The organism is Nocardia sp. NBC_00881, from assembly GCF_045207455.1.
Lineage (GTDB): Bacteria > Actinomycetota > Actinomycetes > Mycobacteriales > Mycobacteriaceae > Nocardia.
The window spans coordinates 5,210,389-5,236,274 of record NZ_CP108798.1 but is presented as its reverse complement, the minus strand read 5'-3'; the positions used below and the strand labels follow the sequence as shown (position 1 = coordinate 5,236,274).

Here is a 25,886-nt window from a genome sequence, read left to right as displayed (position 1 = left end):
CGTACGGGAATCCGTCCGCGCCGACGATGTACACCGAACCGTCGATGTGGGATTGCATGATCCCGATCGGGTCGCTCATCCCATCGCCACTGAAACAGCGCTCAACGCGTCCTGGTAGGGCTGGCAGCAGGGGCCGTGCCCGGCGTGAGTGGAAAGCAGATAGCGGGCGTGATCCTGGCCCTCGATGATGATACCGAGGGTGCAGTCGCGGGAGGCTGATGCCCCAGAGGTCGATCTGCTCTCGGGCGGCGGGAGGGATCACCGGAGCCTCGCCGGGACGAGGTGCTTGGCGGCGATGAGAACGTCCATGGCCGTGCGCTTGGCTGCGCAGGTGTCCGCGTCGCAGTTGCATCACCTCGTGGGCCCGCTCGATGCCGTAGCGGGTGGCTGGTGCTGGATGGCAGCCACCGAAATGCCATATGAGGGTGGGCAGGGCGAAGAAGATCAACCAGAGCATGACGACGGTTGCTGCGACAATGATCAGAATTTCGGCCATTTCGTACCCCCTTGCTCGCGTGTGCTGTTCGGTTGGAATAGGCGCACGAGGACGGCATGGTGCGGCCCATCGAGACCTCTGCTCGCAGTGTCATGGCCCTCCCCACTCATCCGTTTACCCCCTATAAACTCCCGCTCCGCCAAGCTCCCCAGGTCTGTTTAGGGGGGGTAAACTCAGGCTACGCCGACTGTGAGATACGAGTCAAGACCCTCTAAACTCGCGATGTGGCGATTGCCGACGACTTCGACGAGGTCCGGAACGACCCGGATCCGATCCGGCGTGGCCGCAGGGCGACCGACCTGATCACCATCTATCAGCAGCGGGCGATCGAACTTGCTCGGCTGCGGAAGGCGGCCATCGAAGAGGCGCATCACCAGCAGGGCATGAGCTACACGGACATCGCAGCGCAGCTCGGCATCACCAAGGGTCGTATCACTCAGATTCGAACAACCGCGCCCGGACCCGAACGCGCGTTCTTCGGTGTGGGACCTGTATCTGTCGGTATCCCTCGGCGATACGGATTCGAGGAAGGCCGCGAGCGGCCCTACTTCGACGCCAACGATCAGGCGGCCCAGGAGCAAATCGAGGCAACCCTTGCCCGCTTGTCGCTCGCCTCAACTCGCATCGCCATCGACCCCGACCGTGAAGTGCCGCCGAGTGGCGACTGCGTAATCATCTGCGGACCGAAGTCCGCGCCGGTGGCACGGAACCTGCTGAACGACGACCCCGACTTCGATATCGAGCGGCACGATGGCGGGTGGTGGATTATCGATACGCGCACTGGCCGACGATACGAATCGCCGTTCCGCGCCGATGCTCAGACCCGGATCGATATCGGCTACTTCCGTCGACGCGAAGACCGGGGGCGGGTGATCGTGCACATCGCGGGTATCACCAGCATCGGATCACTGGGTGTCGCGCGGTGGATCGACAAGCATGTCGCAGAGCTGTTCGATCCGGCAGCCAACACGGCGAGTGGGGTTGTCGAATGCGACTTCGATGCCGACTTCTCGGTCTCTGATGGCCGAATCATCCTCGGGCCCAACATAATCCTGCGGTGATGAAGGTTGTAACCGCGCAGCTGTCAACCGATTCGGGTGAGGACCGGGTTCTTGTCACGTGCCGCGCGGTCGCTGTGCTCGACGGCGCGAGCTCGTATGGGCCGGATGTGCCTCCCGCGACGCTGTATGTCGACACTCTGGCTGATCAGCTCTATCGGACGATCGATAACGACACCGACTTGTCGGATGTCCTTCGCGAAGCAATCCGCAGCACAGCCGAGAAACTCGACCTACATCCCGGTACGGCGCCATCCAGCACGGTCGCGATCGTGAGACTCGACGGCAACGTACTCGACTACCTCGTGCTGGGTGACTCGCCGATCATCATCGGAGGCTCGGATGGTTCTGTTCGGACCATCGCCGACACGAGGCTTGCGGATCTCCAGCTTCCCGAGTCGGGCGCTTACCGAGAGCGGTTGAAACGGGGTAGCGGATACGACGAGCGCCATCGCGGATTGCTTCGCTCGCTTCAGCGTCGACAGCGCGCGAATCGGAACCGCGAGGGTGGCTATTGGATCGCAGAAGCGGACCCGAGCGCGGCTTCAGAGGCCGTCACGCTGCGTACTCCGGTCGATGGCATCGACTGGGTCGTTCTCGCTACCGATGGTGCGACCAACTCTATTGCGGCGCTGGGGATCTCATGGCACGACGTTGCTCGACTCGACAACATGGAACTCGAAAGTCTGCTGGCGCGATGCCGCCGGTGGGAGTCTTCTATCGACCCTGACGGGCAGTATCAGCCTCGGTCGAAACGGCACGACGACAAGACAGTCGCGGTGATTCGACTGTAAACCGATCCCGCCGCCCGCCGGTGTGGCGAGCGGCGGGTAGTCGTTACGAGACGACGGGCAGATAGACGGCGTTGCCGCTGTCGGCGAACTCGGCGGACTTCTCCGCCATGCCCGCCTCGAGTGCTTCGGCGTCGGTGAGGCCCTGGCGCGCGGCGTACTCGCGGACGTCCGCGGAGATGCGCATCGAGCAGAACTTCGGGCCGCACATCGAGCAGAAGTGTGCGGTCTTGGCGGGCTCGGCGGGCAGCGTCTCGTCGTGATAGTCGCGTGCGGTATCCGGGTCGAGGGACAGCGCGAACTGGTCGCGCCAGCGGAATTCGAAACGCGCCTTGGACAATTCGTTGTCCCGGTCCTGTGCGTGCGGATGCCCCTTGGCCAGATCGGCGGCGTGGGCGGCGATCTTGTAGGTGATCACGCCCACCTTCACGTCGTCGCGGTTGGGCAGGCCGAGGTGCTCCTTCGGCGTGACGTAGCAGAGCATGGCCGTGCCTGCCTGCGCGATGATCGCTGCGCCGATCGCCGAGGTGATGTGGTCGTAAGCGGGCGCGATGTCGGTGGCGAGCGGGCCGAGGGTGTAGAACGGCGCCTCCTCGCACAGCTCCTCTTCGAGCCGCACGTTCTCAACGATCTTGTGCATCGGCACGTGGCCCGGGCCCTCGATCATCACCTGCACGCCATGGGATTTCGCGATCTTCGTCAGTTCGCCCAGCGTGCGCAGCTCGGCGAACTGTGCTTCGTCATTGGCGTCCGCGATCGAGCCGGGACGCAGTCCGTCCCCGAGAGAAAACGTGACGTCGTAGCGCGCGAGGATCTCGCAGAGTTCCTCGAAGTGCGTGTACAGGAACGATTCCTGGTGATGGGCCAGGCACCACGCCGCCATGATCGACCCGCCGCGCGAGACGATGCCGGTGACCCGCTTGGCGGTCAGCGGCACGTAGCGCAGCAGCACGCCGGCGTGCACCGTCATGTAGTCGACGCCTTGCTCGCACTGCTCGATGACGGTGTCGCGGTAGATTTCCCAGGTGAGCGCGGTCGGATCACCGTTCACCTTCTCCAGCGCCTGATAGATCGGCACGGTGCCCACCGGGACCGGGGAGTTGCGCAGGATCCACTCGCGCGTCTCGTGGATGTTCTTGCCGGTGGACAGATCCATGATGGTGTCGGCCCCCCAGCGGGTGGCCCACACCATCTTCTCCACCTCTTCAGCGATCGAGGAGGAGACGGCCGAGTTGCCGATATTCGCGTTGATTTTGACCAGGAACTTCTTACCGATGATGGTCGGCTCGAGCTCAGGGTGCTTGTGGTTGGCCGGGATCACCGCGCGGCCCGCGGCCACCTCGTCGCGCACCAGCTCCGGCAAAACCCCTTCGCGCGCCGCGATGAACCGCATCTCGGGCGTGATGATGCCCTGCCGCGCCCAGGCGAGCTGAGTGCGCGTGCCACCGACGGGCCCGGAGGCGGCAGTCCGCGTAGCCACAGAGGGCACCGCGGACGCCGCATCGGGCTTGGTCCACGTATCTCGCAGCTTCGGCAGACCGGCTTCGAGGTCGATCGTCGCCGTGTCGTCGGTGTACGGGCCCGAGGTGTCGTAGACGTCGAAGTGCTCGCCGTTGGTCAGGTTGATCCGGCGCACCGGAATGCGCAAGTCGTCCACCTCGAGGTAGTGCTTGACGCTGCCCTCGATCGGACCGGTGGTGACGCTGTCGACGGTTGCGGAGCCACCATCGGACGCAGCGCTGGTCGCCATCTTTCCTCCCTACGCCGGCATTACCCGGTCAGGTTCATACGGTCGACGGCCCTGACGCCTGTTCGGCTAGCCGTCCTCTCAGCCCGCTGGTGCGAGCCCCCGTTGGCTTATGGAATTTCCCGCCCGACCATACCCGCTCGCGCCGGGCGATCGACACGAACCACTCCGGCGCGGTCGGCGGCGGGTTCGATCAGGTGCCTTATTGCATGGCAAACCGGAGCAGGGCTTGCTTGTCGCCCTGCTTGACCTTGCCCTTACGGTTCAGCACCTCCAGCTGCCAGGCGTTGCCGTTGCGGAAGGCGCGGGCGACGGCGTTGGCGTTGTCGTTGCCGAGCAGCGATGGCCAGATGTCGGCGACCTGCTGGGCGCTGCCGCCGGTCGCGTCGTACACCTTGAACGAAATGTTGTTCGCTTTTTCGAAGGAGCTGCCCTTCTTGAAGGCCACGGCGACGAAGACGATGGCATCGATGCCGCCCGGCACGTCCGCGAATGTGACGGTGACGGTCTCGTCGTCACCGGTGGCCGCACCGGTCTGCTCGTCGCCGGAGTGCAGAACCGAGCCGTTGCCCAGGGGGTCGAGGGAATCCAGTCCGGCGAACCGAACCGGCTCGCTGCCCTGCATGAGAATGGCGATCAAATCCAGGTCGACACCGCGCTTGCGGCGCGCCCAGCCGAGTGCTCCGCCGCTGGTACCCGCCGACGGATCCCAACTCACCCCGACATTCAGTTTGGTGATGCCGGCGAGATCCGCAGCGCCGTCTTCTTTTTTGAGCGTGATCATTGCCTCAGATTACCGGCGTTGTGAAACCGGCATGCGCCGCCGCGTTATCCCAGGTCACGCTCGCAGTCACGTTGTTGCGACGCCGGCACGGGTTGCGGGAACCCGGGATGACGAATCTCACGAGCGGGGCACGCGAGGTCAGTGCTCGAGCGGCCGATCGGGAAAGCCGAGGGCGACATCGATGTCGCTCGATCGGGGGCATCAGAGCTCATGGGCGGGCAGGATCCGGCCCCTTACCTCGCCCAATCCGATCCGGGCCGTGTGCCGGCCCGGAGCCGACGCGGTGATGGTCACCTCGTCCCCATCCTCGAGGAAGGTGCGCTTCTGGCCGTTCACCATGACCGGTTCCGCACCGCCCCAAGATAGTTCGATGAACGAGCCGCGCTGACTCGGATCCGGGCCGGAGATGGTGCCGGAGGCGTACAGGTCGCCGGTGCGGGTGGATGCGCCGTTCGCCGTGAGATGCGCCAGCATTTGTGCCGGCGACCAATACATCCGGGCGTAGGGTGGGTGCGAGACCGGCTGGCCGTTCCAGGCGACGGTGAGATCGATGTCGAGGCCCCACCTTTCTGTCTCCCGGAGATAGGGCAGCGGTTCGGGTGACTGTTCGGGCAGCGGTATTCGGGCAGCCTCCAGCGCGGCCAGCGGCGTGACCCAGGCCGAGATCGTGGTCGCGAACGACTTGCCGAGGAACGGTCCCAGCGGCTGATACTCCCACGCCTGGATATCCCGGGCCGACCAGTCGTTGATCAGCGTGACGCCGAACACCCGGTCACCGAACTCGCCGATGTCGACCGGCGCGCCGAGCTGGGAGCCGACGCCGATCAGAAAGCCCAGTTCCGCCTCGATATCCAACCGTCGGGAAGGGCCGAAATCCGAGGTTCCCGACTCGGTTTTGCGCTGGCCGCACGGACGAACCACCTCGGTGCCGGAAACCACCACGGTGCCGGCCCTGCCGTGGTAGCCGACCGGCATGTGGCGCCAGTTGGGCAGTAGCGGTTCGCTGTCCGGACGGAACAGGCGGCCCAGGTTGGTGGCGTGATCGACGCTCGCGTAGAAGTCCACATAGTCGCCGATGTGCACCGGTAGGCGCAGGTCCACGTCGGTCAGCGAATACACTGCGGCACTGTCGATCTCGTCGTCGACGAGCTGGCGTACCCGCTCGCGCACCTCGTTCCACCGCTCGGGACCCTGCGCGAGGAAGGCGTCGAGTCCGGACGAGGCGAAGATCGAATCATCCAGTGTTGCAGCGAGATCGATGACCTGGTCGCCGAGCCGCACGCCCACCCGGAAATCCTTTCCCTCCGGCGCGAACACGCCGTAGGGCAGGTTGTCCGGTCCGAACAAGGATTCCGCGGGTACCTCGACCTTGGTCCTCATGCGGGCCCCCGTCCGGACCAGGTCCAGGCGTAGGTCGGGTCCTCGCAGGCGAGCGCGCCCGCACCGAGTTCCAGCGGGCGGAAGGTGTCGACCATGACCGCCAGCTCGTCGAAGAACTCGAGTCCGATGCTGTTCTCGTAGGCACCGGGCTGTGGTCCGTGGGCATAGCCGCCGGGGTGCACCGACACCGAGCCCTGCGCGATGCCGGATCCCTTGCGTGCCTCATAGTTCCCCCCGCAGTAGAACATGACCTCGTCGGAGTCCACGTTGGAGTGGTAGTACGGGACCGGGATCGACAGCGGGTGGTAGTCCACCTTGCGCGGCACGAAATTGCAGACGACGAAGTTGCCGCCCTCGAACGCCTGGTGGGCGGGCGGCGGTTGATGAATGCGGCCGGTGATCGGCTCGAAATCGCCGATATTGAAGGTGAACGGGTACAGGCAGCCGTCCCAGCCGGCCACGTCGAACGGATGGGTCGCGTAGACCAACCGGGTGCCGACCACCTTTCCGCCGGGCCGGTGCTTCACCAGCACCTCCACGTCGGTGCCGGTGGCGGTGATCGTCTCGGTCGGTCCGTGCAGGTCGCGCTCGCAGTAGGGGGCGTGCTCGAGCAGCTGCCCGAACTTGGACAGGTAGCGCTTCGGTGGCGCGATGTGACCTGCCGCCTCGATCACATAGGCACGCAATGGTTCCTCGCCGGCGGGCAGCCAGCGATGGGTGGTAGCGCGCGGGATGAGCACCTGATCACCCTGGCGTGCGGACAGCGGGCCGAAGACCGTTTCGACGACGGCGGCTCCGGACTCCACATACACCAGCTCGTCGCCGACCGCATTGCGGTACAGCGGCGACTCACCCTCGGCGACTACGTAGGAGATCCGCACGTCCACGTTGCCGAGCAGCAGGCGTCGCCCGGTGACCGGATCGGTCTCGGCCGGGACATCGCCGGGAAACAGCGTATGCAGACGGAGGTGTCGATGGCGCAGTGGATGATTCGGCGTGGTGGTCTGATCAGGCAGCTCCCACACCGCTGAATCGACGATCGCGGGCGGCAGTCCTCGGTGATAGAGCAGTGCGGAGTCGCTGGAGAACCCCTCCTCGCCCATCAGCTCCTCGTAGTAGAGCCGGCCCAACTCGTCGCGATGCTGGGTGTGCCGCTTCGGCGGTACCGCACCCACATGCCGATAGAACGCCATAACCGTTCCTCCGCCGAGCCGGTGGTCGATAGTTGATCTCTATCGTAGTGATCAGGATGGAGCGGCGGAGCGGAAACGCACGCTGGTCACGCTAGTTCTGCCGAATAATGGCCTCGCTTTATGGCAAATATACTGCCAGGGACTGTTATGACCGGATAATGGTCATTTCGCTCAGGCGTGGCGCAGGCGCGGTAAACGGCGGTGCCGACGAAAGCTCCTAGTTCCTGTGGGGCCCAGTTACCCTCATCCGCTCGGCGATCGCGGCCATGGTGACCGCGGCGATGCGGTTCTCCACGGCGTTGGCCAGCGCGGTATCGAGGACCTGTGGGCGGCGTCGTTCGGGGCCGAGATGCCGCGCCCGCTGCCGCGGCTGGACGGCCGAATCGCTACCCATGCCGACCAAGATATCAGCGTAAGTTGCCCGTTATCGCTGGTCCGGCGGGCGAAGTTGAATTCTCACCTCGATGAATGACAGCGGATCGGCCGTGTGCGTCGGGCATCCGGTACCTGGAGCTACGTGGACCCGGTCATGCCCGATGCTGTTATCACCCAGTGAATTCGGCGATCACCGGGGCGTGATCACTGGCGCCCTTGCCTTTTCGCTCCTCGCGGTCGATCATCGCGTCCGTCACGGTGGCAGCCAGCGCGGGGGAGGCGAGGATGAAATCGATGCGCATGCCCTCCTTGCGCGGAAAACGTAGCTGGGTGTAGTCCCAGTAGGTGTAGATGCCAGGACCAGGGGCGAAGGGGCGCAGGACGTCCGCGTACCCGGCGTCGACGACGGCATGGAACGCATCTCGCTCCGGCTGTGAGGTGTGGGTCTTGTCCGCGAAGTATTCGACCGACCATACGTCGTCGTCGGTCGGCGCGATGTTCCAGTCACCCACCAGCGCGATCTTCGCTCGCGGGTCCTCCGCCAGCCAGCGCGCGCCGTTGCCCCGCAGCGCGGCAAGCCATTCCAGCTTGTAGGCGTAATGCGGGTCGTTCAGCGTGCGGCCGTTGGGGACGTAGAGGCTCCACACCCGCACACCACCGCAGGTAGCCCCGATCGCACGTGACTCGACTACCGGCGCGCTGATCAGCGATTCGCCCGCGTCCTTGTCGAACCCCGGCTGGTCGGGAAAGGCGAGTTCGACGTCGGTGAGGCCGACCCGGGAGACGATCGCCACCCCGTTCCATTGGTTGATACCGAGATGAGCCACTTCGTAACCGAGCTCGTCGAATCGTTCGAACGGAAACTGGTCGTCGCGGCACTTGGTCTCCTGGATGGCCAGCACGTCGACGTCCTGGCGGTCGAGCCAGTCCGCGACGCGGTCGAGCCGGGAGCGGATCGAATTGACGTTCCAGGTGGCGAGACGCACGGGGGCCTTCCTTCGTAAGCTTGTGACAGGTCCGTTCTACCGCAGGCCGCCGGGTTCGGCGAGGGCCGTCGGAGCCGCGTAGCGGTAGGCGTGGTGTTCGACGAAGCCCAGGTCGCGGTACATCGCGCGGGCGGCCACGTTCGTCGCCTCCACCTGGAGGTAGGCATGCGTCGCGCCGCGGTTGCTGCCCCAACGGACCAGCTCGGCGCAGACCAGCGAGCCGAGGCCGTGCCTGCGATGCGCGGCGGCGACGGCCACGCAGGTCAGGCCGACCCAGCGGCGTCCGTCCGGTGCGGTGGTGAGCGCGCCACGGCCGATCGCGATGGGCCGTGGCAAGCCGAGCGAGGCGAAGCCGAGTTCGCCGTTGTGGACGGCGGTGAGCACCTCGGGTACCGGCGCCGAAACGGTTTGTGCCGCAGGGGTCTCACCGCTGTAGCGATGAAGCTGCAGCCAGTCGGCATCGGGCTCGGCCGCGAAGCGCACCATCGAAGGTCCCCGCGGCAGCATGAAGTTGTCGATATCGACGGCCAATATCAGAGTCTCCCGCCAGCTGGGCCAGCCGACCGGTGTTGGGGCAAGGCGGTCGGGTAACGCGAGCCGCATGGGCAGTCCGCGCGCGGTGTACCACTCGCTGATCCGGTGCAACGTTTCCGCGCCGAGGCTGGCGGGTTCCGTGGAGTTACCCAGCGGCACAGCGGAATTGGCCCGGCCGGTGTAGCCGTGGCCCGCGCGGACCAGCCAGCCGTCGATCCAGGCGTGCTCGACCCCCGGCCAGCCGTAGGCGGCGGCGGTCTCCAATGCTCGGATCTCCTTGGTGCGAATCGGCCTCGCGCCGATGACTTTCAACGCGATCACCCGGTCCGGCGCCACCGAGACGACCTGTCCGTCGGCGCCGCGCACGGTCGGCGGGTCCAGAGAGACGAGTTCGCCGATCACGTCGGTCAGCGGTTGCGGATAACCCGCGGGCAGCCGGTAGCGCAGCACGACGCGGCGGCCGAGCGGAGTATCCGGAACCTCGTCAGTCGTCATGCCCGAACGGGTCCGGAACTGTGCCGGGCAGCCAGCTCAGTCCAGGCACACCCCATCCGTTCCGCTTGATCGCCTTCTTCGCCGCCCGCGCGTTGCGGCCGACCAGCACGTCCACGTAAAGGAAGCCGTCGAGGTGTCCGACCTCGTGCTGGAGCATGCGGGCGAAGAAGCCCTTGCCTTCCAGCTCGACCGGATTGCCGTGCTCGTCGATGCCGGTCACCTTGGCCCAGTCGGCGCGGCCGGTGGGGTACTGCTCGCCGGGCACCGAGAGGCAGCCCTCCTCGTTCTCGTCCGGGTCGGGCATGGTCTCCGGGATCTCGGAGGTCTCCAGCACCGGGTTGATCACCGCGCCGCGGCGTCGGGTCGCGGTGCCGTCGGCGGCGACGTCCGGGCAGTCGTAGACGAACAGGCGCAGCGCAACGCCGACCTGATTGGCCGCGAGGCCGACGCCGTGGGCCGCGTCGAGTGTCTCGTACATGTCCGCGAGGAGCGGAGCCAATTCCTCCGGCGATTGGGTGACCAGCTCGGTCGGGTTGTGCAGAACCGGGTCGCCGACGATCACGATCGGGAGGATTGCCATGGGGCAATTATGGCCGTGACGTCGCTGCCCCGGCCGCTCGGGTGCCGGACCGACCGGCTGGCACCTACCGGCAGGTAGCGAACACGCCGCGTCCTGGACCGGGGGATCCCTGGCTTTCGTGGTTGTATGATCCGCGACGTACAAGCACCATTTTTCGTCAGGTGGTTACTCGGCGAGGGAGCGAGATGGACGGCGCAGCGGCTCGGGATCTTTCCGCGACCCAGGACGGCCTTGCCGCGTCTGACGCGGCGTCCGCGGGGCCCTCCGTGGTTACGCGCACTGCCGCCTCCGAGCCCGTCGCTCCCGCCGTGAGCGAAGATGTCACCGTAGGGCTCTCGGCCGAGCCCGAGGAGGGCGATGGCGGTCTGAGTCGTCGTGAACACGACATCCTCGCTTTCGAGCGACAGTGGTGGAAGTATGCGGGGGCCAAGGAAGAAGCCATCCGGGAACTGTTCGGCATGTCGCCGACCCGGTATTACCAGGTGCTCAACGCGATGGTCGACCGGCAGGAAGCGCTGGCCGTCGACCCGATGCTGGTGAAGCGGTTGCGCAGGCTGCGCGCGAGCAGGCAGAAGGCACGGGCGGCGCGGCGACTCGGTTTCCAGGTGTAACCCCTGCGATGCGGACCTGGACCCATGATGTGCGACTAGGCTCGAGCGGGTGAGCTACCCGAACCCCACCTCCGGTGGGCCACCGTTGCGTGCGCTGGCGATGGTGCTGATCGCGTTGGCCATTGTGTTCGCGGGCCTCGGCGCTATGTCGTTGTCGAGTTCCGAAACCGGCGACACCGACGCGTCCGGAGCCAGTCCGTCGGCGACCTCGAGCGCCACGGCGGCACCGCAGGTTCCCGCGGGCACCACCGTGTCGAAGGCGACGAATGCGGCGCCGACCTCGGCCGGCACCACGACCACCACGGCGGGCCGTTCGGTGCCGGTGCGCGTGCTGAACAACAGCATGATCGCCGGGCTCGCGGCCAAGACGGCGAACCAGCTGTCGGCGGACGGGTGGACGATCGCGGAAACCGGGAACTACCCCGGTACGAACATCGCGAAAACCACCGTGTACTACGGAACTTCGCCTGGTGACCGCGACGCGGCGCGGGCCATCGCGGATGAGATCGGCGCCGACGTAGCGCCGAAGTCGAGCGTGATCGGTGATTCCGCGCCGGGTGTAACTGTGATCGTCACGGGTAACTGACCGGTGGGACCGCCCGCGCACCGGGCGGATCGAGATCCCTCGATGGCATACGGCCCTGTCCGGGCGTGACACGTCGGGCGTGGCATCATCTTGTCCGGTACCGAACGTGTCCACAGCTTTACTCGTAAACTCGGCACTCGTAAAGGAGTTCCCCGATGGCCCCGTACACAACTCGTCGCCCGTCCTGGCGGACTGTGACCCCGGTGCTTGCGGTCGCGGTCTTCGGCCTCGCTGCCTGTACGAACAGCCAGGAGTCGAGCGACGTCCAGGGAACGACTCCGCCGGTGTTCACCCCCTCGCCCGGCCCGGCGGGTCAGTCGGGGACCGAGCACGGCAGCCCGCACACCGAGCCCGGGGTGCAGGTCGAGCTGAAGGATGCCGCCGGCGTTTCGGTCGGCACCGCGCACCTCGCCAAGGACGGCAACCACCTGCAGGTCACTGTGGATGCGCACGGGCTGCGTCCCGGCTTCCACGGCCTGCATGTGCACCAGACGGGCAAGTGCGAGGCGAACTCGGTCGCGCCGACCGGCGGCCCGGCGGGCGACTTCCTCTCGGCGGGGGGGCATCTGCAGGTCGGCGGCGCCAACGCGCACCCGGCCAGCGGTGATCTGACCTCGCTCGAGGTGCGCGGGGACGGTGCGGGCAAGCTGGTCACCACCACCGACTCGGTCACGCTGGACGACATCAAGGGCAAGGCCCTGATCATCCACGCCGACGCCGACAACTTCGGCAATATCCCCAGCCGCTATGTTCGCGCGGACGGCAGCGCGGGCCCCGACAGCATGACGCTGGCGACCGGCGACGCCGGTGGCCGCGTCGCCTGTGGCGTCATCCAGTAGCGCGGTGCAACATGGCCGGGGCAGGAATCGAACATGTTCCCTTCCATGGCTCGCCCCGGCCCACTATCGGCGTGGAATGGGAAATCGCGCTCGTCGACAAGATGAGCCGCGATCTGTCGAATACGGCTGCGGCGGTGTTCGATTCGGTCGGTGATCTGCGCGCCCACGACGGCACGCCGCAGGTCACCAAGGAGCTGTTGCGCAACACCGTTGAGCTGGTCACCGGCGTGCACGACACCGTCGGCGCGGCGGTGGACGATCTGACCGGCACGATGAACGCCGTCCGCCGCGTCGCCGACCCGCTCGGCGTCGACCTGTTCTGCGCGGGCACCCATCCGTTCGCGCAGTGGTCGTCCCAGCAGCTGACCCGCTCGCAACACTACGACGAGCTGATCGAGCGCACCCAGTGGTGGGGCCGCCAGATGATGATCTGGGGTGTGCACGTGCACGTCGGAGTCTCCCACCGCGAGAAGGTCTTTCCGATCCTGAACTCGATGTTGCTGTCGTATCCGCATCTGCTCGCGCTGTCGGCGTCCTCGCCGATGTGGTCGGGATCGGACACCGGCTACGCCAGCAACCGGACGCTGATGTTCCAGCAGCTGCCCACCGCGGGACTGCCGTTCCAGTTCGAAAACTGGACGCAGTTCGAGCATTTCGTGCACGATCAGTTCAAGACCGGCGTTTTCGAGCAGCTGGGCGGCATGCACTGGGACATCAGGCCCGCGCCGAAGTGGGGCACGATCGAGGTGCGGGTGTGCGACGGGATCTCCACCCGCGCCGAGTTGGCCGCTATGGCCTCGCTCATCCATTGTCTGGTCGTCGACCTGGATCGCCGCGTCGAAAACGGTGAGACACTGCCCGTTCTCCCGCCCTGGCACGTACAGGAGAACAAATGGCGGGCCGCCCGCTACGGCTTGGACGCGATCATCGTCACCGACGCCGAGAGCAACGAGCGACTGGTCACCGACGACCTCGACGATCTGCTGAACCGTCTGGAGCCCACGGCGAACCGGCTCGGCTGTGCGGACGAGCTGGCGCTTGTCGCCGAGATCCCCAAGCGCGGGGCGTCCTACCAGCGGCAGCGCCGGGTAGCCGCGGCGCATCAGGGCGATCTGATCGCTGTGGTGGATGCGCTGGTCGAGGAGCTGAAGCAGTAGCGTCGCGCCACGCGTCGGTCGGCTGCCGTTCAGCTGGTCTGGGGGACGGCGTTCACCCCCTGTTTACTATGGTCGAGTGCTAGTCGAAGACCCGGGTTCCAGAGTAGGAGGCGCGGCGCCGCCGAGGCGCGCGCCACAGACCCGGGTGTGGGTCCCGGCAGCGATCGCCGCGGTGCCGGTTCTTATGGTCGCGTTGCAGGTCGTCGCGGTAGTCCACGGGGTCGAAGGCCCCCTGGGCAGTCTCTGGCGGGACTACGTCGGTACGCCCAAATCCATGTCGGTGCCGTGGGCCGGCTTGCTCCTTGCGCTGGTGGGCATTTCGGCCCGGCGCCGGATGGTCGCGTTGGGCGCCGCGGTGACCATCGACGTGGTGTGGGCGGGTGTCCGGTTGCTGGCCGGGGACCCGTTCGCGATCGGAAACGGCCCGGTGATCGTGCTGACCGCACTGGCTGGGGTGGCATGGCTGCGCTGGGCGGGCGCCGAACGGCGCGACGCGCTGCACGCCGCCGCGCTCGGCGCACTGCTCGTCCTGGCCACCAAGGTCGGCGACGTGTGGCTGCACATAACGGTGATCAGCAGGCCGACGGTGCTCGACGAGTACGTGATCCTGGCCGACCACGCGCTCGGCGATCCGTCCTGGGTACTCGGCAGGGCCCTCGACGCGCTCGGGCCGGTCGTCTACGCGGTGCTGCACTGGGTCTACATCGAGCTGCCGGTGGCGGCGATCGTCGTGGCGATGTGGCAGCTGCGCCGAGTGGTCTCGTCGGGGCGGTGGCCATCGCACTATCTGGTGCGCACCTTCCTGGTACTCGGGTTGCTCGGTCCGATCGTCTATGTGCTGTTCCCGATCGTGGGGCCGATGTTCGCATTCGGACCCGACGGCCACGGATTGCAGCTGGGCAACTACTGGCCGGGTGTGGTGCCGCCGATCGACCGGAGCCCGATGCCGATGCCGTTCGATGCGGCGACGCCGCGCAACTGCATGCCCTCCATGCACACGGCCTGGGCGCTGTCGGTCTTCCTACACACTCGCCGCGATACCGACGGCGGCGCCGCGCCGCGTTGGATTCGCTGGGGCGGCGCGTTCTGGCTGCTGGCCACACTGGCCGCGACCCTGGGTTTCGGCTACCACTACGGCGTCGACCTCATCGCGGGTGCAGTGCTGTGTCTGACCGTCGAGTCGGCGCTGCGTGCGCCGGAGCGAGGTTGGGGATGGTTCCGGATCCAGCTGGTCGCGGGCGGCGTGGCGGTGCTGGCCGCCCTGCTGCTGTCCTACCGCTACCTCGCCGTGCCGATGGCCGAATACCCGGTGCTGGCGGGCACGGTCCTGCTCGGGCTGTTCGCCGGACTGGCCGCGGTGTTCCACGCGACATGGTTCGCGGGCGCGAGGATGCCGGAGCGGGCGGAGCGGGAAGTCCAGCCCGTCCCGCGCTGAGCCGTCACTCGACGTCGTCGTCGCGCAGTTCGTTGACGCGCAGCAGCCCGTCGCGGTCGCGCTGTTCGCGGTAGGCGGTGCGGCCGATGAGATGGGCGATCACCGGGGCGGTCAGCAGAGTGAACACGCCGACCAGCGCCAGCGTCCAGATGTTGCCGTGTCCACGCAGCTGGATCGAGGCCCCCGCAAGCACCAGGATCAGCCCGATCACTTGGGGTTTGGTGGCTGCATGCATGCGGGTCAGCGTGTCGGGGAAGCGCACGATCCCGATCGCGGCGGTCAGCGCGAGCGTCGAGCCGGACAGGATCAGGATGCCTGCGAGCACGTGCCAGAGGTTCATGTGTCGTCACGCACCCGGAAGCGGGAAACGGCGGCCGAGCCGAGGAACCCGACCAGTGCCAGCGCAACGATCGCGGGAACCACAGTGGTGTCAGCGCTGTAGGCCGCCCACACGGCCAGTCCGGAGGCGGCGGTGGCCATCAGCGAGTCGATGCCGACTACCCGGTCCAGCGTGCTCGGCCCTGCCACGACGCGGTAGGTGGTGATCACGGCGGCCGCCGCCAGCAGGAGGGCGGAGACGACGGCGACGATGGTCACGGTGTCACCTCCGGAGGTGATGTCGGTGGGGCGGAATGTCGGCCGGTCGGGCGCTCGAGCGCGTTGACGAGCAGCCGTTCCAGGCGGCGGGTGGTGCGATAGAACTTGTCCACGGCCGCGTCGCTGCCGACGTCGAGCACATGGACGTAGACGACACAGCGTCTGCGATCGATTTCCAGCACCATGGTGCCGGGGATCAGGTTGAGCACGTCGGTGCAGAGCACGAGCACGAGATCCGATCTCGTGCTCAGATACACCCGCAGCACCCCCGATACCGGCGGCGGGGCCGGGCGGATCGCGAACCAGGCCACCTGGAGACTCGACTCCAGCGCGTAGTACGCGCTGATCACGACCACTTCGACGAGCGGAAGCGGATGCAGCCGCCCGGACACCGGCACCCTGGGAAGCGACAGCGCCACCATGATCAGCGCACCGACCACCACCCCGGCCAGCAGATTCGCCGTGCTGAGATCACCCCACAGCGCGACGTAGACGACGGTGAGCCAGGCCAGGATGCCGACCCGCACGATGGTGTCGCGCCGCACACCGCGCGGCTGCCCGCTGCTCATCGCGACGCTCCCAGGTCGTCCGGCGAATCACCGAGCACCGCGCCGATGTAGACACCGGGGTCGCGCAGATCGACCGCGGCTCGGTCGGTGATACCGAGGATCGGACCGGCCAGCACCGTGAGGCTCAGACCGACCGCGACCAGCGCCGCGGTGGACACCACCATCAGCACTGGCATCCGGCCGGGGTCGGTGCGTTCGTCGTACAGCACGTCGGTCGAATCTTCGATCAGTGTGGGCGGTTTCGCCGCGGTGAGGTGCCCTTCGGGTGCCTCCGAGCGCGGGCGCCAGAATGCCTTGCTCCATACCCGTGCGATGGCATAGAGCGTGAGCAGGCTGGTGAGCACGGAACCGCCGACCAGCACCCAGGCCAGCGCGCTGCCCTGCTCGGCGCCCGCCTGCAGCAGCGCGACCTTGCCGATGAACCCCGAGAACGGCGGAATGCCACCCAGATTCAGCGCGGGAATCAGGAACAACACGGCCAGCAGCGGGCTCGCCGCCGCGAGCCCGCCGAGTCTGCGCAGCGAGGTCGATCCGGCCTGCCGCTCGATCAGACCGACGACAAGGAACAGCGATGTCTGCACCAGAATGTGGTGCGCCACGTAGAACACCGCGCCCGACAGCCCGGCCGTATTCGCGAGTCCGACCCCGAACACCATGTATCCGATGTGGCTGACCAGCGTGAACGACAGAAGGCGGCGGATGTCGCTCTGCGCGATCGCGCCGAGGATGCCGACCAGCATGGTGAGCAGGCCGCACACCAGCAGCACCGAGTCGAAGCCGCCGTCGGGAAACAGCAGCGAGTGTGTCCGGATGATCGCGTACACACCGACTTTGGTGAGCAGGCCGGCGAACACCGCGGTGACCGGAGCGGGGGCGGTCGGATAGGAGTCGGGAAGCCAGTTCGACAGCGGGAAGACCGCCGCCTTGATGCCGAACGCCACCAGCAGCACCGCGTAGATCGCTGTTCGCGTGCCCTCGGGGACCGCGCCGATCCGGATGGCGAGCTGGGCGAGATTCAGCGTTCCGGTGGCCGCGTAGGCCAGTCCGATACCGGTCAGGAAGATCAGCGACGAGACCGTCGAGACCATCACGTACGACACGCCCGCGCGGATACGTTCCGCCGTCGCACCGACGGTGAGCAGCACGAACGAGGCGGCGAGCAGAATCTCGAAGCCGACGAACAGGTTGAACAGGTCACCGGCCAGGAAGGCCATCGAAACACCCGCCGTCAGGACGAGATATGTGGGCCGGTAGATGGAGGTCGGCTGCCGCACGCCGCCGTCGCGGATGTTCTGGCCCGCGCCGTACAGTGAGACCGACAGCAGCACGATGGACGAGACGAGCAGCATCGCGGCGGAGAGCCGGTCCACCACCAGCGTGATGCCGATTGGAGTCTCCCAGTTGCCGACCTGCAGCGCGGTGGTGCCGTCCCGGTCGACGAGAAACAGCAGCAGACCGCAGATCACCACCACGCAGGCGAGCGCGCCGAGACTGATCGCGCTCTGGGTGCGTGGCCTGCGCCCGAAGACGAGTGTGGCTGCGGCGCCGAGCAGCGGGACGAGCACCGGAAGCGGTGCGAGGATGGGCAGCAGACCGGGGGACAGGCTCACGTTTCCGGGTCCTCTCCGGCGCGTCGCCGGGCGACGTCGACGTCCTCCTGGTCGTTGGCCACGTCTTCGGTCGTGGTGAGCATGTAGGAGCGGTAGGCCAGCGCGAGCACGAACGCCGCGATACCCATGGTGATCACGATCGCGGTGAGCACCATGGCCTGGGCCAGTGGATCGGCCATCTCTTGGTGCGCGGCGTCGGCCTCGCCCCGAATGGGGGGCTTGCCGTCGGCACCGCCCGCGGTGAGGATCAGCAGGTTCACCGCGTTGCCGAACAGGATCAACCCGAGCAGCATCTTCGAAACGGCGCGTTCCAGGATCAGGTACACCCCGCAGGCGACCAGGATGCCGATCACCACCAGCAGCGTCAGGTTCGCACTCATTTGCCGGAACCCCGCTGCACCGAGGTCGGTTCGGTCTCGTCCAGTTCGCTGTCCAGCCGCGCGCCGAGGCTGCGCAGCACGTCGAGGACCAGGCCGACGACGATGAGATACACGCCGAGGTCGAAGAAGAGGGAGGTGACCAGCTTGACGTGACCGATCACCGGCAGCGTCACCTCGACGATCGCCGAGGACAGCGGTGGTGCTCCGAGCAGCAGTGACGAGACGGCGGTTCCTGCGGCCAAGGACAGGCCCGTGCCAAGGATGTGCCCGGCGTCGACGGGTAGCGCCTCGCCCAGTTCGTAGCGCCCGCCCGCGAGATACCGCAGCGTCAGTGCCAGGCCGGCGGTGAGCCCGCCCGCGAAACCGCCGCCGGGCGCGTTGTGACCGGAGAAGAAGAAATAGACCGACAGGACCATGATGGTCGGGAAGACCAGTCGGGTGGTGATTTGCAGGACCATCGAGCGCTCGGCCCGGTCGACCAGCCGCCCCGCGGGCAGCCAGCTCACCAGATCGGGATCGTAGTCGGGCGAATCCGTCGCGCGCGGCGCGCTGCCGAAACGCCTGCTGCGGAACACCAGCGATGCCACGCCGGTCGCGGCGACGACCAGCACCGAGATCTCGCCTAGCGTGTCCCAGGCACGAAGGTCGACCAGCAGCACGTTGACCGCGTTCTTACCGCCTCCGAATCGGTATGCGGCATCGGGGATCCGGTGCCAGATCGGTTCGGCGGTGCGCGCGGCGACGGCGAACGCGGCGAGCACCGCGACCACTGTGCCGACCACCGCGGCCAGAATGGCCCGGCGCACCTCGAGCGCGGTTGTCCTGCTCTCCTCGATCGTCGCGGGGAAGGCGCGAAGCACCAGTACGAAGATCACCAGAGTCAGTGTCTCCACGAGGAATTGGGTCAGCGCCAGGTCCGGTGCGCCGTGTAGCGCGAAGATCACGCCGCACCCGTAGCCGGTGACCCCGACGACCAGCACGCTCGCCAGCCGATTGCGAAACACCGTCGCGGCGAGCGCCGTCGCCGCCATGATCGCGCCGATAACCACCTGCAGCGGTGAATCCCACAGGCGCAGTGTGACTCCGGTGCGGCTGCCGAGCGCGAGCAGCACGCTCGGCAGGACGATCAGGGTGACGAGAATCGTTGCCTGGGTCAGCGGCAGCGAGCCGCGCTGCACGGCGGCGGTCATCCGCAGCGACAGCCGGTCCATCGCGCGCAATGTGGCGTCGTAGGCTCGGTCGGCGTTGCCCAGGCGTGGGTGCGCCGATTCCACGAGACGGTCGCGCAGCCGATACAGCAGGATGCCCGCGGCGATGATCAGGACCGTCAGCGCCAGCGGAGCGGTAAACCCGTGCCACAGTGCTAGATGTGAAACCAACGGTCCGGCAAGCGTTTCGGCGTAAGGGGTGAGCGCTCTGTCCAGCTGGGACGTCATGAGTCCCGCCGCGAGACCCGCGACCGCCAGGATCGCGGGCGGCCCGAGGAACAGGGTGCCCGGCGGCAGCCAGCCGACGCGGCCGTCGGCAGTGGTGCTCATGGCATCCGGATGCTCGCTCGGGTGGTGGGCGACCGGAGCGGTGCCCGGGGCGGGCTCTCCCGAGACCTTCTTGTCCGCGAAGGCACCCCACACGAACCGAACGCTGTAGCCGACCGTCAGCATCGAACCGAGCACCACCCCGACGGCTACCGCGACGCGGGCCGCTCCGGTGAGCACGTCCGCGTCGAGGATGGCGCTCAGCGCGCTTTCTTTGCCGACGAAGCCGAGCAGGGGCGGAATACCGGCCATGCTGAGCGTGGCGAGGACCGCGGTGCCGCACAGTACCGGGGCTCGGCGCCCCAGTCCGGACAGCCGCCGCAGATCGCGGGTGCCCGCACCGTGATCGATGATGCCGATCACCATGAACAGACACCCTTTGAACAGCGCGTGCGCGACGATCATCGTCACCCCGGCCAGCGCTGCGCCCGGCGTGCCGATCCCGACCAGCACGATCAGAAACCCGAGCTGGCTCACCGTGCCGAACGCCAGCACCAGTTTCAGATCGACGACCTGCAGCGACCGCAGACCGGCCAGCAGCATCGACGCCAGGCCGAGGGTGAGCACCAGCGGATGCCACACCGGGTTCTCCGCGAACACCGGCGCGAGCCGGGCGACCAGGTATACACCGGCCTTCACCATCGCCGCGGCATGCAGGTACGCGCTTACCGGCGTCGGCGCGGCCATCGCGCCCGGCAACCAGAAATGCAGTGGCACCACAGCGGATTTGCTCAGCGCGCCGACCAGCAGCAGCGCCACGGCGATACTCACGGGGATCCCGCTCGGCGGGTGCGCCTCGGCCAGCAGATCCGACAGCAGGTAGCTGTCGTTCGCCTCGCCCAGAATGACAATGCCGACCAGCATCGTGAGCCCGCCGGCGGCGGTCACCAGCAGGGCCTGGATCGCGGCCCTGCGGCTGGCCGCCTGTTCGGCGTTGTGGCCGACCAGCAGAAACGACAGCACCGTCGTCGCTTCCCAGAAGACGAAAAGCAGCAGCATGTTGTCGCTGGTGACCAGCCCGAACATGGCGCAGGCGAAGCCGACCAGCTCGGCGGCGAACACCCCGAGTCGGGGCTCGTCCTCCTCGAAGTACCTGGCGCAGTACACCAGGATCAGCGTGCCGATGCCGAGTATCAGCGCGCACATCACGGCGGCGAGCGAGTCGAAGCGCAGATCGATGTTCATATCTATGCTCGGCGCCCATGTCAGCCGAATACGCTGTGGGGTAAGCCAATTCGCGATCACCCAGCCCAGGCAGCCGAGCGGGACCAACGCGAGCACGTAGAAAGCGTTGCGCCCCAGTGCCCGCACCCACAGCGGCGCCACCACGGCGGTCGCGGCAAGAGCGAACAGAATAGCGAGCAAACTGCACTCCGTCGAGTAGGGGCGGCGGGGTGTTCGGCACAATCCTACGTGGAGGCTGGGTTTTTTCGCCGGACGGGTGAGTATGGCGTAGGCCATCTGCTTCCATCGAAGCTATATGTCCGCTACCGATTCGCTCTCGGGTTGCCTTTTCTCGAGCTTCTTGGTGCGCGGTCTCAGCCTGAGCAGCGTGGCGAGTCCGACAGCGCAACCGATGACGATGGCGAGTGCGGCCCACCCTGGTGTCGCGTCTTGGACCGGCACGTGGTCCTCGACCTTGTTCGGCAGCACTGAGGTGACCGAGGGAAGGTAGAGTACGGCAATCGCCAGCACGCCGCTCGGCCCATAGTGCGGGCGCGCGGTGCCGCAGCAGTAGCCCGCCGTCAATGCGATGACAGCGCTGATCGTCGCGGAGCCGACTCGGTTCGCCTCCGTAGACGTGACCAGCGCGAAGACCGAGATGCCCGCGACGAGCAGGATGGCGATGGCTGTCGAGGGCAGCCGAGCCCCGACGGCGACGCCGAGAGCGGTCAGCGCGATGAGGACGCACACAACCCAACCCGGCCGGACCGCGTAGCCCACCGCGTCGACGGCGGTGATGAGGCTCACGGCCAGATACACGGCGATACCGTCCCTGCCGGGCAGCAGCATCGCGGCGGCGGTGGCGGCGACGAGTATCGCGGCCACTGTTATCCCGATCTCGACGGGGTGGCCCTCGTCGGGCATCTTGCTGAACTGGCGGCCCAGCCATTCGGTGCCCGCCAGCACGACCGGCGCGAGCACCATGCCCGCGAGGATCGGGGTCACCGGCAGCGCGATCGCCATCCGCGGCGTCTTCTGCTCCTCCAGCTGCGACCAATTGCGCAGGGTGCTGAGCAGCAGCAGGGCGACGGTCACTCCGATCAACCAGCGCGGTGGGGTCTCCAGCACCGCGGACGGGTCCGCATCAGTGTCGAGCAGCTCCGCGAGATCGTCGAAGACGAAGAACGCGACGCTGCCCACCGCGAACGCCGCGGCGGGCAGCGGCCTGCGCAGAACCACCGCGCCCAGCGCGCCGAGCAGCACCGCGCCACACACCGAGTCGATGTAGTTCTCCGTGGTGAGCACGTCGGCCGAGGACGCATGGCGTCCGGCGAAGTGATTGATCAGCTGCCCGGCCGCGCCCGCCAGTGCCGTCGCCCACCCGTTCACCGGCCGGGTGGTGGTGGTGATCAGCACGGATACCGTGACGGCGATGATCACGGCCAGCGCGGCACCGCGTGCCCCGCTGTTCATCAGGCCGGAAATCCGCTGGTCCGTCATCGGAGTCGGTGCTGTGAAGGCGACGGGCAGGAACAGGGTGATGCCCGCGACGGCGGCTCCGATGAAGGCCGTTGTCGCGTCGATCGTCTCGCCGATCCTGCGCACGGTTGTCGAAGATACCTGCGTTCATCGCGCAAAACCGGCGATTGCCAACTATTCGCTAATGCTTATCGAGGGTGTGAAAATGCCGCGAATTCCCCGTTTACCAGAAGTTGTCCAAAGGTCGGCTAGAGGTAACGGCCTTCGCTGCCTGCCGCCTGTCCGCGCGTCTCCGCGTAGCGGCGCAGCGCATCGATCTGGAGCGGGTCGAGCGAGGGCCGTACCGCCGCCTTGGCGGCCGCCACGTCGGCCGCGGTGACGTCGGCGGCGTCCATGTCCCGCCGCATCGCGGCGAGCGCGGACTCGCGCAGCAGGGCGGTGCAGTCGGCGGCCGAATAGCCGTCCAGTTCGCGCGCGAGCGCGGCGAGGTCGACGTCGTCGGCCAGCGGCACCGCGCGGCCCGCCGTGCGCAGGATGTCGTGCCGCGCGGCCGCGCCCGGCGGCGGCACGAAGACCAGCCGTTCCAGCCTGCCGGGCCGCAGCAGCGCCGGGTCGATCAGCTCCGGCCGGTTGGTCGCGCCGAGCACCACCACGTCGCGCAGCGGCTCTATACCGTCGAGTTCGGTGAGCAGTGCGGCGACCACTCGGTCGCCGACGCCGGAGTCGGCGCTCTGGCCGCGGCGCGGAGCCAGCGCGTCCACCTCGTCCAGGAAGATCAGCGACGGCGCGGAATCGCGGGCGCGCTGGAACAATTCGCGCACCGCTCGCTCCGAAGAGCCGACCCACTTGTCAAACAGCTCGGCGCCCTTCACCGCATGCACGCTGAGCTGGCCGCTGCCCGCCAGCGCACGCACCAGGAAGGTTTTGCCGCAGCCGGGCGGACCGTAGAGCAGCACGCCGCGCGGCGGGTCGATGCCGAGGCGGGCGAACGAATCCGGATGGCGCAGCGGCCACAACACCGATTCGGTGAGTGCCTGTTTGGTCTCCACCATGTCGCCGACGTCGTCGAGCGCGAGACTGCCGATGGCGAGTTCCTCCGTGCCCGAACGCGACAGCGGCCGGATCACCTCGAGCGCGCCGAGGAGATCCGACTGGGTGAGCTGGGGGTCACCGTGGTCTTTGCTGGCCCGCGACGCCGCGCGCAGCGCCGCCTCCCGGCACAGCGCGGCAAGATCTGATGCTACGAATCCTGGTGTGCGCGAGACGATTTCGTCGAGTTTCAGCTCCCCGGTCGGCACTCTGCGTAGCAGTTGCTCCAGCAGTGCTTTGCGCACGGCGGCGATGGGCAGCGGCAGCGTGATCTCGCGGTCGCACACGTCGGGTGCCCGCAGCCGCGCGTCGATCCCGGCCGGGTGCGCTGTAGTCGCCAGGAACGCGACGGACGGCTCGCCGACCGCGGCCCGCAGCTGGTCGAGGATGAGGGTGGCAACCGGCTCGGCGTCCGCGGGTAGCAACGCGTCGATGTCGGTGATGAGCAGAATGCCACCCTGGCCGGAGCTGACGTCGGCCACCCCCTGGGCCACTTCGCGCAGCCGCGCGCCGCTCTCGGCCGCGCCGATGGTGGGGCCGTCCAGTTCGACGATGCGGCGCGGCGCTGCGACGGCCCGCGCCAGCGTGGCCTTGCCGACGCCCGCGGGTCCGGTGATCAATACGCCGAGATGCGGTGTCGCACCCAGCGTTCGCAACAGCTCGGGTTCATCCAGCGCGAGGCTGAGCCATTCGCCGAGCTTCGCGGCATGCGCGCGTACACCCACCAAATCCTCGACCGTGATGCTCGGCGTGTCCCTGGTCGGCGCATGTCTGCCTGCCGGTGCGCCATTCGTTCCCGCGGCCGTCTCGAACGCGGCGGCCTCGGTGGCGCCACGCGAGGACTCACCCACTGGAATCGGAGTTCCGGCCAGCGCCAGGTCGGCGGCGGTCCGGGCGGCGACCACGCCCGCGCCCCAGACGACCGCGGTGTTCGGCTGCACACTCACCGGTCCGCGCGGATCGGTGGCGGTGACGGTGAGCAGCTCGGTGGTCCACGCGATGCCGAAGGTGCGCGAGAGCGCCTGGGTGGCCGCCGAGGAGCTGATGTCGGGGCCGAGGTCGCGGGGAAGCAGCGAGACCGCGTCGCCCACCGTGACGACCTTGCCGAGCAGCGCCTGACGCAGTGTCGCGGCCGGAATGGTGCGTGTCGCGTGCACCGAACCGCTCAGCGAGATCTGTTTGGCGCCGTACACCGTCGCCGGGGCGACCACCACCGTCGCGTCCTCGCGCAGCCCGGCGTTCGACAGCGTCACGTCATCGAGCAGGGCGATCCCGGCGGGCGTTCCCTTCGGTGCGATACCGGCTACCGCGGCCGTGCGCCGCGACCCCATCAGCGCGATCCCGTCCCACTCTCGCAGTCCGAGCGCGGTCAGCGCCTCCGGGTGTAACCGCACCACACCGCGCCGGGCGTCGGCCGCGGAAGGATTCAGTCGAGCAGTGAGCGCAAGTTCTGCCACTGTGCCATTCTGCCGCGCGATGCGGCGGTCGGTCACCGGACCGCGGTATCCGATACGACGTCTGCGGCTATCGGGCGGGAGCGTCTACCGCTCGGCTACTTCTTCACGATTCCGGCGGCTACGGCGACCGACGTGTCCGCCACGCTCGGCGACAGGCAGACCAGCTTGGCGGTGCCGAGGGCGACGTTCGGGCTGCCCTCGAACGGACCGCCCGGGTTCTCCGCGAGGATCTGCTCGATCAGCGTCTTCTCGCCCTCGGTGTCCAGCTTCTTGAACTCGCCGCAGGTGGTGCTCGACGCGGGGCCGAGCGAGGAATCGTCTCGCTTCGCCGTGGTGGTCGGCGTGTCCGCGTCGGTGCTCGGCGCCGCTGCCACGGGAGCACCGGTCGTGTGCGTGGCGGGGGTAGTGGTGCTGGTGCTCGACGAGTCTTTGGGCAGTCCGTTCGCGGTGGACTCGTCCTGCCCGCCGCAACCTACCAGCAGGAAACCCACCGTCCCGACGGCCAGGACGATGGCGGAAGTTCGCTTCATACCGTGCTTTCCCGGGTGGATCGATGTGCCGGAGCCTCCGGCGCGTTCGGTGCAGCGTACCGGGTCGATCCGGATCAGTGGATGTGTGCCTGCCAGTCCGCGGGAACCCGGTCGTGGGGGCCAGGGACGCCTTGATCCGCCGGGTGGCTGTGCGGCGGGGCCAACTCCGGTCCGCCACCGTACATTTCTTCGGTGTGGAAGTTGTAGTACCAGTTCTCGCCCGGCTCGAAGCTCTGGATGAACGGGTGGCCGGTGTCTTTCGCGTGCTTGGTGGCATGCTGTGCGGGCGAGGTGTCGCAACAGCCGACGTGCCCGCACTGGGCACAGCGACGCAGGTGGACCCACCAACCCCGATTCGCTTCGCATTCCAGGCAACCGGGACCGCTGGGTGGTGCCGCGGGATCGATGCCCTCGAGCTGCTCTGTCATC

At 67.6% G+C, this 25,886-nt stretch carries 25 protein-coding genes and 1 riboswitch; of the genes, 7 read left to right on the top strand and 18 right to left on the bottom strand.

Annotated elements, in window-relative coordinates; all coding sequences use genetic code 11:
* Positions 1-720: 720 nt before the first annotated feature.
* Positions 721-1,557, top strand: a complete 837-nt coding sequence (locus OH799_RS22255; RefSeq protein WP_406267327.1) for a sigma-70 family RNA polymerase sigma factor — start codon at positions 721-723, stop codon at positions 1,555-1,557.
* Complete coding sequence (locus tag OH799_RS22250; protein WP_406282380.1) at positions 1,557-2,348, top strand: PP2C family serine/threonine-protein phosphatase; 792 nt, start codon at positions 1,557-1,559, stop codon at positions 2,346-2,348. Before OH799_RS22255 ends, OH799_RS22250 begins: the two co-directional genes overlap by 1 nt.
* A 43-nt stretch (positions 2,349-2,391) precedes the next feature.
* Here the strand turns inward: OH799_RS22250 and thiC are convergent, their stop codons facing one another.
* From thiC to OH799_RS22210, 8 genes are all read right to left on the bottom strand, one after another.
* Positions 2,392-4,095, bottom strand: coding sequence for a phosphomethylpyrimidine synthase ThiC (thiC, locus tag OH799_RS22245; protein ID WP_406267325.1), 1,704 nt, complete (start codon positions 4,093-4,095; stop codon positions 2,392-2,394).
* A riboswitch (TPP riboswitch) is annotated at positions 4,086-4,208 on the bottom strand. Its footprint overlaps the gene before it by 10 nt.
* A gap of 86 nt (positions 4,209-4,294) precedes the next feature.
* Positions 4,295-4,876, bottom strand: coding sequence for a TerD family protein (locus tag OH799_RS22240; protein WP_406267321.1), 582 nt, complete (start codon positions 4,874-4,876; stop codon positions 4,295-4,297).
* Between the two features lie 201 nt (positions 4,877-5,077).
* Positions 5,078-6,256, bottom strand: a complete 1,179-nt coding sequence (fahA, locus tag OH799_RS22235; RefSeq protein WP_406267318.1) for a fumarylacetoacetase — start codon at positions 6,254-6,256, stop codon at positions 5,078-5,080.
* Positions 6,253-7,449, bottom strand: coding sequence for a homogentisate 1,2-dioxygenase (locus OH799_RS22230; protein ID WP_406267316.1), 1,197 nt, complete (start codon positions 7,447-7,449; stop codon positions 6,253-6,255). Before OH799_RS22230 ends, fahA begins: the two co-directional genes overlap by 4 nt.
* Positions 7,450-7,666: 217 nt before the next feature.
* Positions 7,667-7,843, bottom strand: a complete 177-nt coding sequence (locus tag OH799_RS22225) for a hypothetical protein (RefSeq protein WP_406267313.1) — start codon at positions 7,841-7,843, stop codon at positions 7,667-7,669.
* A 151-nt stretch (positions 7,844-7,994) separates the two neighbouring features.
* Positions 7,995-8,810 carry an exodeoxyribonuclease III gene (locus tag OH799_RS22220; protein WP_406267310.1) on the bottom strand — a complete coding sequence of 272 codons (816 nt, stop codon included), beginning with the start codon at positions 8,808-8,810 and terminating at the stop codon, positions 7,995-7,997.
* 36 nt (positions 8,811-8,846) lie between these two features.
* Positions 8,847-9,839 (bottom strand): GNAT family N-acetyltransferase, encoded by a 993-nt coding sequence (locus OH799_RS22215; protein WP_406267307.1) that lies wholly within the window; start codon positions 9,837-9,839, stop codon positions 8,847-8,849.
* Positions 9,829-10,419 carry a peptide deformylase gene (locus OH799_RS22210; protein WP_406267304.1) on the bottom strand — a complete coding sequence of 197 codons (591 nt, stop codon included), beginning with the start codon at positions 10,417-10,419 and terminating at the stop codon, positions 9,829-9,831. The genes OH799_RS22215 and OH799_RS22210 overlap by 11 nt, the downstream gene beginning before the upstream one ends.
* Positions 10,420-10,604: 185 nt before the next feature.
* Between OH799_RS22210 and OH799_RS22205 the strand changes: the two genes are divergently transcribed.
* The 5 genes from OH799_RS22205 (at position 10,605) to OH799_RS22185 (ending at position 15,047) form a co-directional block, all read left to right on the top strand.
* Positions 10,605-11,030, top strand: coding sequence for a DUF3263 domain-containing protein (locus OH799_RS22205; RefSeq protein WP_406267301.1), 426 nt, complete (start codon positions 10,605-10,607; stop codon positions 11,028-11,030).
* Between the two features lie 49 nt (positions 11,031-11,079).
* Positions 11,080-11,616 carry a LytR C-terminal domain-containing protein gene (locus OH799_RS22200; RefSeq protein ID WP_406267298.1) on the top strand — a complete coding sequence of 179 codons (537 nt, stop codon included), beginning with the start codon at positions 11,080-11,082 and terminating at the stop codon, positions 11,614-11,616.
* Positions 11,617-11,771: 155 nt separating this feature from the next.
* The gene (gene sodC / locus OH799_RS22195) at positions 11,772-12,455 is read left to right on the top strand and encodes a superoxide dismutase[Cu-Zn] (protein WP_406267296.1); all 684 of its coding nucleotides are present in this window, start codon (positions 11,772-11,774) and stop codon (positions 12,453-12,455) included.
* Positions 12,456-12,466: 11 nt separating this feature from the next.
* Positions 12,467-13,612 (top strand): glutamate--cysteine ligase, encoded by a 1,146-nt coding sequence (locus OH799_RS22190; RefSeq protein WP_406267293.1) that lies wholly within the window; start codon positions 12,467-12,469, stop codon positions 13,610-13,612.
* A gap of 76 nt (positions 13,613-13,688) precedes the next feature.
* A complete protein-coding gene (locus OH799_RS22185; RefSeq protein WP_406267291.1) occupies positions 13,689-15,047 on the top strand; it encodes a DUF5933 domain-containing protein in 1,359 nt (452 codons plus the stop codon).
* Between the two features lie 4 nt (positions 15,048-15,051).
* On the opposite strand, the gene mnhG is transcribed toward OH799_RS22185, so the two are convergent.
* The 10 genes from mnhG to OH799_RS22135 all read right to left on the bottom strand — a co-directional run bounded on the left by mnhG (position 15,052) and on the right by OH799_RS22135 (position 25,885).
* Positions 15,052-15,387 (bottom strand): monovalent cation/H(+) antiporter subunit G, encoded by a 336-nt coding sequence (mnhG, locus tag OH799_RS22180; protein WP_406267288.1) that lies wholly within the window; start codon positions 15,385-15,387, stop codon positions 15,052-15,054.
* Complete coding sequence (locus OH799_RS22175; RefSeq protein ID WP_406267285.1) at positions 15,384-15,644, bottom strand: monovalent cation/H+ antiporter complex subunit F; 261 nt, start codon at positions 15,642-15,644, stop codon at positions 15,384-15,386. The genes mnhG and OH799_RS22175 overlap by 4 nt, the downstream gene beginning before the upstream one ends.
* Positions 15,641-16,189, bottom strand: coding sequence for a Na+/H+ antiporter subunit E (locus OH799_RS22170; protein ID WP_406282376.1), 549 nt, complete (start codon positions 16,187-16,189; stop codon positions 15,641-15,643). Before OH799_RS22170 ends, OH799_RS22175 begins: the two co-directional genes overlap by 4 nt.
* A 20-nt stretch (positions 16,190-16,209) precedes the next feature.
* On the bottom strand, positions 16,210-17,823 hold the full coding sequence (locus tag OH799_RS22165) for a Na+/H+ antiporter subunit D (RefSeq protein ID WP_406267282.1): 1,614 nt from the start codon (positions 17,821-17,823) through the stop codon (positions 16,210-16,212).
* A complete protein-coding gene (locus OH799_RS22160) occupies positions 17,820-18,203 on the bottom strand; it encodes a Na(+)/H(+) antiporter subunit C (RefSeq protein ID WP_357259681.1) in 384 nt (127 codons plus the stop codon). Before OH799_RS22160 ends, OH799_RS22165 begins: the two co-directional genes overlap by 4 nt.
* Positions 18,200-21,103: a Na+/H+ antiporter subunit A gene (locus OH799_RS22155; protein ID WP_406267279.1), complete on the bottom strand. Its 2,904-nt coding sequence runs from the start codon at positions 21,101-21,103 to the stop codon at positions 18,200-18,202. The genes OH799_RS22160 and OH799_RS22155 overlap by 4 nt, the downstream gene beginning before the upstream one ends.
* Positions 21,104-21,214: 111 nt before the next feature.
* The gene (locus OH799_RS22150; RefSeq protein ID WP_406267276.1) at positions 21,215-22,507 is read right to left on the bottom strand and encodes a hypothetical protein; all 1,293 of its coding nucleotides are present in this window, start codon (positions 22,505-22,507) and stop codon (positions 21,215-21,217) included.
* Positions 22,508-22,629: 122 nt separating this feature from the next.
* On the bottom strand, positions 22,630-24,927 hold the full coding sequence (locus OH799_RS22145) for an AAA family ATPase (protein ID WP_406267273.1): 2,298 nt from the start codon (positions 24,925-24,927) through the stop codon (positions 22,630-22,632).
* A 95-nt stretch (positions 24,928-25,022) separates the two neighbouring features.
* Positions 25,023-25,457 (bottom strand): hypothetical protein, encoded by a 435-nt coding sequence (locus OH799_RS22140; RefSeq protein WP_406267271.1) that lies wholly within the window; start codon positions 25,455-25,457, stop codon positions 25,023-25,025.
* Positions 25,458-25,531: 74 nt separating this feature from the next.
* Entirely contained in the window at positions 25,532-25,885 is a 354-nt protein-coding gene (locus OH799_RS22135) for a UBP-type zinc finger domain-containing protein (RefSeq protein WP_406267268.1), read from the bottom strand.
* Position 25,886 lies beyond the last annotated feature (1 nt).

Coding starts and splice junctions, on each gene's coding strand:
- OH799_RS22160 (WP_357259681.1), bottom strand. CDS start 18,203: ATGAGTGCGAACCTGACGCTGCTGGTGGTGATCGGCATCCTGGTCGCC.
- fahA (WP_406267318.1), bottom strand. CDS start 6,256: ATGAGGACCAAGGTCGAGGTACCCGCGGAATCCTTGTTCGGACCGGAC.
- OH799_RS22250 (WP_406282380.1), top strand. CDS start 1,557: ATGAAGGTTGTAACCGCGCAGCTGTCAACCGATTCGGGTGAGGACCGG.
- OH799_RS22210 (WP_406267304.1), bottom strand. CDS start 10,419: ATGGCAATCCTCCCGATCGTGATCGTCGGCGACCCGGTTCTGCACAAC.
- sodC (WP_406267296.1), top strand. CDS start 11,772: ATGGCCCCGTACACAACTCGTCGCCCGTCCTGGCGGACTGTGACCCCG.
- OH799_RS22215 (WP_406267307.1), bottom strand. CDS start 9,839: ATGACGACTGACGAGGTTCCGGATACTCCGCTCGGCCGCCGCGTCGTG.
- mnhG (WP_406267288.1), bottom strand. CDS start 15,387: ATGAACCTCTGGCACGTGCTCGCAGGCATCCTGATCCTGTCCGGCTCG.
- OH799_RS22140 (WP_406267271.1), bottom strand. CDS start 25,457: ATGAAGCGAACTTCCGCCATCGTCCTGGCCGTCGGGACGGTGGGTTTC.
- OH799_RS22190 (WP_406267293.1), top strand. CDS start 12,467: ATGGCCGGGGCAGGAATCGAACATGTTCCCTTCCATGGCTCGCCCCGG.
- OH799_RS22240 (WP_406267321.1), bottom strand. CDS start 4,876: ATGATCACGCTCAAAAAAGAAGACGGCGCTGCGGATCTCGCCGGCATC.
- OH799_RS22205 (WP_406267301.1), top strand. CDS start 10,605: ATGGACGGCGCAGCGGCTCGGGATCTTTCCGCGACCCAGGACGGCCTT.
- OH799_RS22135 (WP_406267268.1), bottom strand. CDS start 25,885: ATGACAGAGCAGCTCGAGGGCATCGATCCCGCGGCACCACCCAGCGGT.
- thiC (WP_406267325.1), bottom strand. CDS start 4,095: ATGGCGACCAGCGCTGCGTCCGATGGTGGCTCCGCAACCGTCGACAGC.
- OH799_RS22230 (WP_406267316.1), bottom strand. CDS start 7,449: ATGGCGTTCTATCGGCATGTGGGTGCGGTACCGCCGAAGCGGCACACC.
- OH799_RS22225 (WP_406267313.1), bottom strand. CDS start 7,843: ATGGGTAGCGATTCGGCCGTCCAGCCGCGGCAGCGGGCGCGGCATCTC.